Source organism: Aeromonas sp. A35_P, assembly GCF_002259925.1.
GTDB lineage: Bacteria > Pseudomonadota > Gammaproteobacteria > Enterobacterales > Aeromonadaceae > Aeromonas > Aeromonas dhakensis.
Genome location: NZ_NEVB01000042.1, coordinates 1 through 11,408 on the forward strand (window position 1 = coordinate 1; position 11,408 = coordinate 11,408).

At 61.5% G+C, this 11,408-nt stretch carries 8 protein-coding genes and 2 tRNA genes; 4 read left to right on the plus strand and 6 right to left on the minus strand.

The window, feature by feature from the left end; all coding sequences use genetic code 11:
* Window positions 1-139 precede the first annotated feature (139 nt).
* Entirely contained in the window at window positions 140-2,113 is a 1,974-nt protein-coding gene (locus CAK78_RS03625) for a sensor domain-containing protein (RefSeq protein ID WP_094696397.1), read from the plus strand.
* 166 nt (window positions 2,114-2,279) lie between these two features.
* Here CAK78_RS03625 and rraB read toward each other — a convergent pair whose 3' ends face one another.
* Window positions 2,280-2,627, minus strand: coding sequence for a ribonuclease E inhibitor RraB (rraB, locus tag CAK78_RS03630; RefSeq protein WP_080628938.1), 348 nt, complete (start codon window positions 2,625-2,627; stop codon window positions 2,280-2,282).
* 482 nt (window positions 2,628-3,109) lie between these two features.
* Here rraB and CAK78_RS03635 point away from each other — a divergent pair, with 482 nt between their 5' ends.
* From CAK78_RS03635 to CAK78_RS03645, 3 genes are all read left to right on the plus strand, one after another.
* The gene (locus tag CAK78_RS03635; protein ID WP_254924703.1) at window positions 3,110-5,323 is read left to right on the plus strand and encodes an immune inhibitor A domain-containing protein; all 2,214 of its coding nucleotides are present in this window, start codon (window positions 3,110-3,112) and stop codon (window positions 5,321-5,323) included.
* A 182-nt stretch (window positions 5,324-5,505) separates the two neighbouring features.
* Window positions 5,506-5,581 (plus strand) — tRNA-Phe (locus tag CAK78_RS03640).
* A gap of 4 nt (window positions 5,582-5,585) precedes the next feature.
* Window positions 5,586-5,661: transfer RNA gene (locus CAK78_RS03645), tRNA-Asn, on the plus strand.
* A 451-nt stretch (window positions 5,662-6,112) separates the two neighbouring features.
* Here the strand turns inward: CAK78_RS03645 and CAK78_RS03655 are convergent.
* The 5 genes from CAK78_RS03655 to CAK78_RS03675 form a co-directional block, all read right to left on the minus strand.
* Window positions 6,113-7,330 (minus strand): choline transporter, encoded by a 1,218-nt coding sequence (locus tag CAK78_RS03655; RefSeq protein WP_094696400.1) that lies wholly within the window; start codon window positions 7,328-7,330, stop codon window positions 6,113-6,115.
* 216 nt (window positions 7,331-7,546) lie between these two features.
* The gene (gene betA, locus CAK78_RS03660; protein ID WP_094696401.1) at window positions 7,547-9,247 is read right to left on the minus strand and encodes a choline dehydrogenase; all 1,701 of its coding nucleotides are present in this window, start codon (window positions 9,245-9,247) and stop codon (window positions 7,547-7,549) included.
* A 9-nt stretch (window positions 9,248-9,256) separates the two neighbouring features.
* Window positions 9,257-10,720, minus strand: a complete 1,464-nt coding sequence (betB, locus tag CAK78_RS03665) for a betaine-aldehyde dehydrogenase (protein ID WP_094696402.1) — start codon at window positions 10,718-10,720, stop codon at window positions 9,257-9,259.
* Between the two features lie 17 nt (window positions 10,721-10,737).
* Entirely contained in the window at window positions 10,738-10,998 is a 261-nt protein-coding gene (locus CAK78_RS03670) for a TetR family transcriptional regulator (RefSeq protein WP_254924704.1), read from the minus strand.
* 81 nt (window positions 10,999-11,079) lie between these two features.
* A partial coding sequence (locus CAK78_RS03675; protein WP_141214113.1) for a transposase occupies window positions 11,080-11,408 on the minus strand: 329 nt, incomplete at its 5' end.

The window sequence follows — 11,408 nt, forward strand, 5'->3', positions numbered from 1 at the left end:
GGCCGACCGGCGGCTATTATGGCGGCAGCGACACAGACTGTCAGCAGGGATCGGCAGAAATGAGTCAGCCTTAACCCAAGCTTTACAAAACCAGCCTGCTATCATAGATTTGCTCGAAATTTCCCCCGTGAGTGTCTGTGTGAACCCCTTGCTCACCCTGCCCCTGCTGCAGCAGATCATCGACCAGCTACCCATGAATATCTTCTGCCGGGATACGGATGGGCGCTACCTGTTTGCCAACCGTGCCTTCACGGAGCAGGCGGGCCTGCCACTGCCGGCGGATCTCGTCGGCAAGACGGACGCCGACATGCCCTGGGGCGACATCTTTCGGGAAGAGGATCTGCGCCTGCTGGCGGAGGGAAAACCCCTGCTCTATCAGCAGTTGCACTGCAACAACGGCGACGCCACCAGCTGGATGGAGATCCACAAGATCCCGCTCTACGACGAGCAGGGCAAGCCGGTGGCCCTGTTCGGCATGGTCAACGAGATAGATCAGCGCAAGGAGCTGGAGCAGACCTTTCGCCAGCAGCAGCTGCTGCAACGCCGCCTGCTGGACGCCATCCCGGACCCGATCCGGCTGGAAGACCATCAGGGGCTGCTGATCGACTGCAACCAGGCCTTTCTCGACTTCATGGGGATGGCAGCCAGCGAGGCCCTCGGCCAGCGGGTGGCCCACCGTCTCTCTACCGAGCTGCCGATGGGACGGGGTGAATACTGCCTGGTGGATGCCAACGGCCAGGGCCGCCATCTGGAGGTGACCCGGGTCGAGGTGCCGGACGACGAGGGCAACTCCCTCGGCATCCTCACCCTGAGCCGCGACATCACCGGGCTGCGCACCACCCAGGCCCAGTTGCAGCAGGAGCAGCATTACGACAGCCTGACCGGCCTGCTCAAGCTCTCCCACTTTCTGCAGACCAGCCGTCACCTCGGCGCCCGCAAGGCGAGCCTGGTGCTGGTCGACCTGCAACACTTTCGCGAGATCAACGACCGCTTCGGCATCCGGGTTGCCGACCGCCTGCTCAGCCAGGTGGCCCGTCGCCTGCAGCAGCTGGCCCCGCCCCAGTCGCTGGTGTGCCGGGTGGCCGCCGACGATTTCGCCATGTTGCTGCCTGAACTGAACGAGCCGCTGGCCAACTGGAGCGCTCGTCTGCAGGGGGCGCTGATGGTCCCCTACCAGGTGGAAGAGCACAGGATCCAGATCCCGGTGTTCCTCGGCATCGCCCACGGCAAGGCCAACGACGCCGAACGGCTGCTGAGCCACGCCGAGGCCGCCCTGGCCCAGGGCAAACGTCAGCAGCAGCACTGCACCCTGTTCGACCCCGAACTCGATGCCAAGCTCAAGCGTCGTCAGCTCATCGCGGCCCAGTTGCCGCTCGCCATCAAGTCCGGCCAGCTGACCGCCGTCTACCAGCCCATCATCAGCACCCGCACCAGTCAGCTGCACGGGGCCGAGCTGCTCTGCCGCTGGCCCCATCCCGAGCTCGGCATGATCTCGCCTGACGAGTTCATCCCGCTGGCGGAGGAGCTGGGGCTCATCGGTCTGCTCGGCTGCCACATGCTGGAGCAGGGCTGTGCCCAGCTGGCCCGCTGGCAGGCCGATGCACCGGATCTGGTGCTCTCCATCAACCTGTCGCCGCTGCAATTTCGCGACCCCGAGCTCTGCCCGCAGATCTTCGCCTGCATCGAACGTCACGGCCTCGCCCCCTGGCAGCTTGAGCTGGAGATCACCGAAGGGGTGCTGATGGAGAACGCCGACGAGATAGAGAGCAACCTGGCCTGCCTGATCGAGGCGGGCTTTCAGCTCGCCATCGACGACTTCGGCACCGGCTACTGCAGTCTGGCCTACCTGCCACGGCTGCAGGTGGCGACCCTCAAGCTCGACAAAAGCTTCACGCAGGAGCTGGTCACCAACCAGGCCACCACCGCCATCGTGCGCTCCGTCATCGGGCTGGGCCACGAGCTCGGCATCAAGATCACCGCCGAAGGGGTGGAGACGCAAGAGCAGCAGGCGTGGCTGGTGCAGGCCGGCTGCGACCGGTTGCAGGGCTACCTGTTCAGCCGCCCGCTGCCCCCCGCCGAGTTTGCCCGTTGCTACCAGTTGCCGCAGGCGTGATGCTCACAACAACAAGGCCACCCGAGGGTGGCCTTGTTGTTTTTGCAAAGCGTGCGTGAGCTGGCGCCTTACTCCTGGAAGTAGGTGCCCCAGCCGTCGTAATCCACCCCGTATTTCTCGAGGAATGAACGGCCAGCATGGTGGCGATGACGCCCCTTAAGCCGGATCACTCCTGGAAGTAGGTACCCCAGCCGTCGTAATCCACACCGTATTTTTCGAGGATGGGCAGCATGGTGGCGATATCCGCCACTATGGTCTCGATGTCCAGCTTGCACTCGACGGTGGCGTCGAAGCAGAAGATGGTGGCGCCGTCATCCAGCTCCATCTCTTCGGCATCGGTCACTTCGAAACCGGCCTTGAACAGGTCGACCGCCGCCTTCTCCAGCAGATCGAAATCCTGGCAGGCAAAGTGGTGCTCAATCTCGTACTCCAGATCCGGGTTGCTGCCATCGGCCAGCAACTCGTTGACGATGGCGGTGGTCTCTTCGCGCCACTCTTGCATATCAAGACTCATATTAACCCCAGATGCGACTGTGTTGTGATCAAATGCCAGCGCGGACGGTGCCATCTCGGCCATCTGCCGCCCCGCAGGCCCGGTTGCGGCAAAGCATACTCGCACAGCCCATCCGGCTCAATGCGGCAGACCAAGATAAGCCTCCCTCCACAGCCACCCCAAATGGGGTGCCATCACAAAAGGTTAATAAAGGGTAATCTGCCGCCAAAACAGGATTGCTCCATATGGAGCTTTGCTCGAATGTGTCAAAACCACGCGACAGCGCCAGCAAGCCGTTTGAAATCAGCAGGATCCACCAGCAGCGCGACGGTGACAAGGTCATTCACGGAGTGTATCAAGGGACGCGGGCAATCCATCGCCCGTACGGAAAGAGGAGCCAGTGAGGCTCCCTTTTTATCATGTGAAGGAGCACATAGATAATGCCTAAAAAAACAATAATGAGCCTGCTTGTCGGCTCAACCCTTATGATTGGAAACCACGCCATGGCCGCCCCGGTCCACGGTCCGTTCGATGCCCCCCTGGCCGATGAGGTGAAGGTGCTGGAGATGCTCAAGAAGAGCGGCCGCATCCCGACCCTGGCCTCCCCCGAGCAGGAGCAAGCGGCCCTCGCCAGCTACTATCGCGAGAAGTCGCGGGCCTATCAGGGCAACAGCGGTACCCTGGCGGTGAAAGAGGGCAAGGTGCGCGAGACCATCCTCAAGAAGATCCGCCTCAACGGCACCGCCCGTCCCGGCGATCGGGTGCCTACCCTGCTGCTCAAGTCCATCGAGCGGGAGCACTACCAGGGCAAGATGCGCAAGGACAAGATCCTCGCCATCCTGGTGGACTTCCCCGACTACCCGAAGAACAGCATCCGCCCCGAGCTCACCAAGATGTATTACCCGGATTACACCCCGGAGCACTACAACGACCTGCTGTTCTCGTCCAAGGGCTATGCCGGCCCGAACGGCGAGCAGTTCATCTCCATGCGCCAGTTCTACGAGCAGCAGTCAGGCAAGAGCTACAGCGTGCGCGGCCAGGTGGCAGGCTGGTATACCGCCAGCAAGAACGCCGCCTACTACGGCGCCAATGCCACCCCGAACACCATCCGGGAGCTGGTGAAGGAGGCGTTGATCCAGGTGGCGGGCGACCCCTCCATCGATCTGTCCGAGTTTGACCAGGAGGATCGCTACGATCTCAACGGCAACGGCAACCGGGACGAGCCGGACGGCCTCATCGACCACCTGATGATCTTCCACTCCAGCGTCGGCGAGGAGGCCGGTGGCGGCGATCTCGGCGAAGACGCCATCTGGGCGCACCGCTGGAACCTGGGTGCCCCCTACCCCATCCCGGGCACCAGCAGTCCGAGCCAGAACTTCGGTGGCAAGTTTGCCGCCTACGACTACACCATCCAGCCCATCGATGCGGCGGCCGGGGTTTGTGCCCACGAATATGGCCACGATCTGGGGCTGCCGGACGAGTACGACACCAAGTACACCGGCAAGGGGGAACCGGTGGCGACCTGGTCCATCATGTCCTCCGGCTCCTGGGCCGGGGTCATCGGCGGCACCGAGCCGACCGGGTTCTCCGCCTGGGCCAAGGAGTTCCTGCAGGCCTCTCTCGGCGGCAACTGGCTGCACGGCAGCAATGTGCAGCTCGCCGATCTCAGCCCGCGCGGCAACGTCTACATGCTGGATCAGGCCAACGACAAGGGGCGCAACGACGACGTGGTGCGCATCAACCTGCCGGCCAAGCAGATCCCGCTCAACCCGCCCTACGCCGGCCAGTACGAGTACCACGGCGGCAAGGGCAACAACCTCGACAACCGCATGAGCCTCAAGCTGGATCTGAGCGGCAAACAGAGCGCCAGCCTCAACTTCAAGGCCTGGTATCAGATTGAAGAGGGATACGACTACGCCAGGGTACTGGTCAACGGCCAGCCCATCGCGGGCAACCTGACCACCAGTGACGATCCCAACGGAGTCGGCTTCGGGGTCGGCATCACCGGCAACTCCAACGGCTGGACCGATGCCGAGTTCGACCTCACCCCCTGGGCCGGTCAGCAGGTCACTCTGACCCTGCAATACCTGAGCGACGGCGGCGTGGCCGAGAACGGGCTGTTCGTGGACGAGCTGCAGATCCTCGCCGATGGTGACATCCTGCTGAGCGATGGTGCCGAGGGCAACTCCCCCTTCACCCTGGCCGGCTTCGTGAAGAGCGACGGCAACGAGGCCAAGGATCACTACTACCTGGCCGAGTGGCGCAACCATGCGGGAGTGGACAAGGGGCTGGCCCACATCAACGTGGCCGACCAGCTGATGCGCTACGAGCCGGGCATGCTGCTCTGGTACGTGGACAACAGCCAGGTCAACAACTGGGTGGGAGTCCACCCGGGTGAGGGCTTCCTCGGGGTGGTGGATGCGGATCAGCGCACCCTCAAGTGGAGCGACGGCGCCGTGGCCGGCACCCGCTACCAGATCCACGACGCCACCTTCAGCCTGGGCTTCCAGCAGCCGCTCAACCTCAAGCACCCGAGCGGCTCCCTGCTGCGCGACTTCTGGATCACCCCGAATCGGGTGTTCAAGGATTCCCGCAGCTACCAGAGCAAGGAGATCCCGGATGCCGGTCGCCTGCTGCCCGAGTACGGGCTCAAGATCAGCGTCACCGGTCAGGCCCGTGACATGAGTACCGGGCGGATCATCGTCAGCCGCCACTGAGCACGACAACCATGACAAGGGGCCCCAGGCCCCTTTTTTCATCTGCCGACCCGCAATCTAGGATGAAAACAGGCCAAACCGCCCAACAAACACCCTGGTTGCTCACTTGTCGAGCGAACGATGCGACTATCTGCGCCATGCGGTTGACACATCCGTTCAGAAAGGGTTTAATGCGCGCCGTTGCCCAGATAGCTCAGTCGGTAGAGCAGGGGATTGAAAATCCCCGTGTCGGCGGTTCGATTCCGTCTCTGGGCACCACAATTCCTCCTTAGTTCAGTCGGTAGAACGGCGGACTGTTAATCCGTATGTCACTGGTTCAAGTCCAGTAGGAGGAGCCAAATTTGAAAAGCCCGCTCATCGAGCGGGCTTTTTTTCATTCAGGTCAGCTGCCGTTGCAGGTTGCCAGCAGCAGGGTCGCGCCGCAGGTGGCACTGAACAGCAGCCAGCCGGTCTGCAGCACACCCTCCGGGTTCACCCGTTTCTCTTTTTTGCGCAATCGTCTCCACCCAGGCTTCATCGCGCCCACCTCATCCTGTTACGACCCCTGCCCCGTCGGCAGGCGAGCCATCTTTGTATCAGCCCCCCTTCATCGTCAATCTCCGCCTTGATAATAAATTCATCAAGGATGCCTCCTCCGCTCCAGTTCATGACCATGCTGATGGCCTCATCCACATGCGTTCACCAGCCTGGGCATAAGGAGGAAGGTGGCATTCCCCGTGACACCCGGGTCAGCGCCCACAGCCTTGGCGCACATTGCACCAGTCTCGGTGATGGTCCTGTCCGACCCTTCTATCCGGCCAACTCTATCTTGCCGTAATCGAGCCGATTCTCCTTGGGTGCCCCCGCTATGCTGCGAACCTCGTGGAACTTGTATCTGAGGATGTAGCCGAAGCAGGCGAAGAAAAGAGCGATCACAAGGGCTCCGACCCACTGGATTTGCAGGAAGTCGAGCTGGAACAACAGAGTCAGACCGACCAGCACCAACAGGTTGACCCCAAAATAGCGCCATTGGCCAAGCCGCCGGGTCGTCAGTCCCAAGTTGTCGGTGTAGAGACGGATCAGGGAATCGAGGGAGTTGATCACCATGGTGATACCCACCGCCACCATGGCCCAGTTGAAGAAACCTGCCGTCGACAACCCCTGCTCGTGGTAGTAGTAGAGCACGGCAAACCAGACGGCGATGGCCAGGGAGGGAAATACCAGCATGGCCCCCAGTAGTTGCCAGGTCCGCAGACCGCCGACGAAACGGGCGGTGAACTGGCCAATCATGATGCTCCAGGAGAACCACCAATAAAGGTAGAAGGCGTGGTAGTCATTGAGGGGAAGCACGAAGTGTTCTATGTGACCAAAATAGCCCCCCACCAGCGCCAGTGTGGCCACGAAATCGGCCAGTGACCCTGCGGGTGTCAAGAAGGCGGCGCCCCACATCAGCACGATCAGGGCGAGGAAGCAGATCGTGGTGCCCAGACTCAGGATCCGCACAAACTTCAGACTGGTACTCGAATAGATCGAGAATGCGATCACCAGCAACACTATCAGATAAAAGCTGGCCACCAGGCTCTCACCATCGCCGATGTCTGGCATATACCAGGGCAGATTGGTCAGCAACAGATAGGCGGTAAAGGCACAGGTACCAATGATCACCAGATTGTTGAGAAACTTCACCGGCGCCAGTTCGAAAAAACGCACCCTGGGCTCGATCACGCAGAAATAGAAACAGGTCAGGAAGTAAAAACCCCAGATCAGAAATCCCCAATAACCAAACTCGATGGCCAATGGGTTGGTAAAACCATATTCCGGACTCGCCTGCAGATCGCCATAACCGGCAAACTCGGTAAGGGGGAACATGATGAGCCCCACGTCCAGCCCTGAGGTAAACAGGATGGCGATGAAGGTGAAGGTCCGTACCGGCGTAGTGCCAATACAGCAGATGTTGCCCCATCGATAGAGCACAAAGACGATGGCGGCAAAGGTAAACAGTATTCCCATACTGAGCCAGATCATCATGCCAAACCTCCTGTGTTGTCCCTTTCGTAATCAGACATATGAGCTCCTTGTCATTGCATAGTGATATTCAAGAGGCCGTTCGGCTTCCTGCGGCCATGACTCCCCCAACCCCGCAAGATGCAGGGGAGTCATTGGCGCGGGATCAGGACTTAGCTATCGCTGTCACCCACATGGACAGGGCGATAGCTAAAGACTGACGAACGACCCAAGAAGGGGTCAGCTACCAGTGTCAATGGTGGCCAACAGAGCGCGTGCCGGGCGGCGCGGACGCTGCGTCTCCCGCCAGTGAGCGGCCAGCCCCACCTCGACCGAATGCGCGGCAAGCGGCTTCCTGCCCAGGATCAGATCGGCGGCCCGTTCGGCCACCATCAGCGTGGGGGCGTTGAGGTTGCCATTGGGAATGGTCGGGAAGATGGAGGAGTCCACTACCCGCAGCCCTTGCAGACCATGGACCCGGGTTTCGGGATCCACCACGGCCAGGGGATCCGTGCCCATCTTGCAGGAACAAGAGGGGTGATAGGCGCTCTCCACTGCACTGCGCACGAAAGCATCTATCTGCTCATCGCTTTGTACCGACGCCCCGGGCTGGATCTCCTCCCCCCGGTAGGCATCCAGGGCGGGTTGACCGATGATCTCCCGGGTCAACCGCACACAGGCGCGAAACCCTTCGATATCATCAGGATGGGATAGATAGTTGAAACGGATGGCGGGAGCCATCCGCGGGTCGGCCGAGCGAACCTGCACCTGACCGCGACTACGGGGCTTGTTGTGGCCTATGTGGACCTGGAAGCCGTGACCCGCGAATGCTTCCTTGCCGTCATAGCGCATGGCGGCGGGCAGAAAGTGGTATTGCAGATCCGGCCAGGGCACCCCGGCCTTGGAGCGGATGAAGCCACAAGATTCGAAATGGTTGGTCGCCCCCAGGCCATCCTTGCGCAACAACCAACGGCTGCCGATGAGGAACTTGTCCCACCACCCCAGCTTGCCGTTGAGGGTAATGGGCTGCTGGCAGCGAAACTGGAAGTAAAACTCCAGATGGTCCTGCAGGTTCTCGCCGACACCTGGCAGAGCATGCTGCAACGCGATTCCGGCTTTACGCAGGGTATCGGGATGGCCGATGCCGGAGAGTTGCAACAGATGGGGGGAGCCGATGGGGCCGGCACTCAGGATCACCTCCTTACCGGCCTTCACCTCCTCCATCTTGCCCTTGCGTTCGAAGCGCACTCCGACAGCTCGTTTGCCTTCCAGCAACACCTTGTGAACCAGGGCACCGGTCAGCACAGTGAGGTTGGCGCGGGCCATGGCGGGCCTGAGATAGGCATTGGCACTGGAGCTGCGTACCCCTTGCCTGACCGTCATGTGCATGGGGCCAAACCCCTCCTGCTGGCGGCCATTGTAGTCGGACGTGGCGTCATAGCCCGCCTCCACACCGGCATCAATGAAAGCCTGATAGAGGGGATTTTGCATCTGGTTGCCGTTGTTGACCCCAAGCGGCCCCTCGCCGCCGCGATACGCATCCCCGCCGAAGGCCCACTGCTCGGCCCGCTTGAAATAGGGCAGGCAGTGGGCGTAATCCCAGCCCTCTGCCCCGGCCTGCCGCCACTCGTCAAAGTCACCGGCGTGGCCGCGCACATAGACCATGCCGTTGATGGAGGAAGAGCCCCCCAGCACCTTGCCCCGGGGGCAGTGCATGCGCCTGCCATCCAGATGGGGCTCGGGCTCGGTCTCGAACTGCCAGGCGTACTTCCTGGTATTCATGGGAATGGAGAGAGCGGTCGGCATCTGGATGAAAATGCTCTTGTCACTCCCCCCGGTCTCCAGCAGCAGTACCTGATGCTGACCATCCTCGCTCAGGCGGTTGGCCAGCACGCAACCGGCGCTGCCCGCCCCCACTATGATGTAGTCATATGGGCTCATGGTATCTCCTTAAAACGGGCTCTGCATGGCTTGCATGCCGACATAGACGGACTTGAGCTGGGTGTAGTGTTGCAGGGTTGCCAAGCCGTTCTCCCGCCCGATGCCGGACTGCTTGAAGCCACCCACTGGCATCTCGGCCGGGGAGGCGCCATAGCTGTTGATCCAGCAGATCCCCGCCTGCAACTGGTGCACCACCCGGTGGGCACGGCGAATATCCCGGGTAAACACTCCGGCCGCCAATCCCAGCGCCGTGTCATTGGCTCGCTGCACGACCTCTTCCTCCTGCTCGAAGGTGAGCACCGACATCACGGGACCGAAGATCTCTTCGCGGCAGATCCGCATCTCGTCCCGACACTCGCTGAAGATGGTGGGGGCAACGAAGAAGCCATTCGGCGCCGCGGCAGGACGTAGCGCCTCCCCGCCGCAGCGCAGGATGGCCCCCTCCTCCTGACCGATGCGGATATAGTCGAGCACCTTGCGCTGATGCTCGCGGGAGATGAGGGCCCCAAAGTTGACGTCTGGGTCCATGGGGTCCCCGATCCGGATATTGTCCCGGGTACGGGCCAGCAGCCGCGCCATGAAGGCGGGGTAAATCCCCTGCTGCACATAGACGCGGGTGCCATGGGTACACACCTCACCCTGGGTGTAGAAGTTCGCCACCATGGCGGCGCTGACCGCCTCTTCCAGATCCGCATCGTCAAAGATGATGAGGGGGGACTTGCCCCCCAGCTCCATGGTCACCCCCTTGAGGGTGTCGGCGGCGGCCCGCATCACCTTCTTGCCGGTACCCACTTCGCCGGTGAAGGAGATCTTGGCCACCTCGGGCACCTGACTCAGCCAGGCACCGACCCGGCCATCCCCCTGCACCACGTTGAAGACACCAGCGGGCATGCCGGCCTCGATGAAGATCTCCGCCAGCTTGAGAGCACCGAGGGGCGTCTCCTCCGAGGGCTTGAAGATCATGCTGTTGCCGCAGGCCAGCGCAGGGGCAGCCTTCCAACAGGCAATCTGCAACGGGTAGTTCCAGGCGCCGATCCCGGCACAGATGCCGAGGGGCTCACGGCGACTGTAGTAAAAATCGGCCCCCAGCTGCTGCTGATTGCCCTCAATGGCGGCAGCCAGGCCGGCGAAGAACTCGATGCTGTCGGCGCCAGTCACGACATCCACCACCGAGGCCTCCTGCCAGGGCTTGCCGGTATCTGCCACCTCGATGGCGGCCAGGCTGTCGTTGCGCTCGCGCAGCAAGGCCACGGCCCGCGACAGGATCCGGCCACGCTCGACCCCGCTCATCGCCGACCAGATGGCAAAACCCTGCCGGGCACTCGCAATGGCGGCGGTCTGGACGAACTCATCGGCCACCTCGACCTCGTAGATGACGGTCCCGGTCGCCGGATTGATCACCTCAAAGCTCTCGCCCGAGGCATTGGCCAGGTAACGGCCGTCAACAAAATTCTGATAACGCGTCAAAGACATGCATTCACTCCGCTGGGTCAGTCGTTGCAGGATAAACAGTTTGCAGAGCCGCTCGACACGGCTGCAGTCGGGGTCGGGCTCAGGGCTCTGCGCAACCAGAAACCATCGATCATGGCGGCGCTCTGCTGAGCCGCGGCCCGAGCACAGAGCCGCGCCAGCGCAACAGCTCCAATAAGAGCCTGCTTGCCACCAAAATAGTGGCTGATGATGCCGGAGGACATACCGGCCTGGACGCTGCTGTGATGAAGGGTGGTGTGTTGCAAGCCAGATTCGGCCACCAGGGAAACGGTGGCCCTGATCAGTTGCTGACGACGCTTGTCCGAGACCCCGACAATGGGCGCACACTTGTTAATTCCTGATTACCCATGACCCTCAGCCAGCTTCAAGAGCCGATATGGCATCGGAGGGCTTGCCACGACTGCATGCCCCAATTCAACCAACATGCTTTTGAGGTCAAAACGATGATTAAACCGGAAGCAGTATTCAGCAAGATGTCTCGGTAAATGCTTCGCTCCGAGCGTATGGCAACTGCCCCGCAGCGAGTTCTTCACATTCCCTATCATCGTGTTTACCCAGTTGAATGCCGGATGATCCAGCAAGTCAAGGTTGCCCCCGGTGACAACACCCAGGTGCTCACAATTGGCCTCCTTCACCGCCCTGAAACAGGCCAATCCATCGGATATCACCG

What these genes read in the sequence shown, in the direction of transcription:
- rraB (WP_080628938.1), bottom strand. Translation starts at nt 2,627, where the DNA reads ATGAGTCTTGATATGCAAGAGTGGCGCGAAGAGACCACCGCCATCGTC.
- CAK78_RS03635 (WP_254924703.1), top strand. Translation starts at nt 3,110, where the DNA reads ATGGCCGCCCCGGTCCACGGTCCGTTCGATGCCCCCCTGGCCGATGAG.
- CAK78_RS03655 (WP_094696400.1), bottom strand. Translation starts at nt 7,330, where the DNA reads ATGATGATCTGGCTCAGTATGGGAATACTGTTTACCTTTGCCGCCATC.
- betA (WP_094696401.1), bottom strand. Translation starts at nt 9,247, where the DNA reads ATGAGCCCATATGACTACATCATAGTGGGGGCGGGCAGCGCCGGTTGC.
- betB (WP_094696402.1), bottom strand. Translation starts at nt 10,720, where the DNA reads ATGTCTTTGACGCGTTATCAGAATTTTGTTGACGGCCGTTACCTGGCC.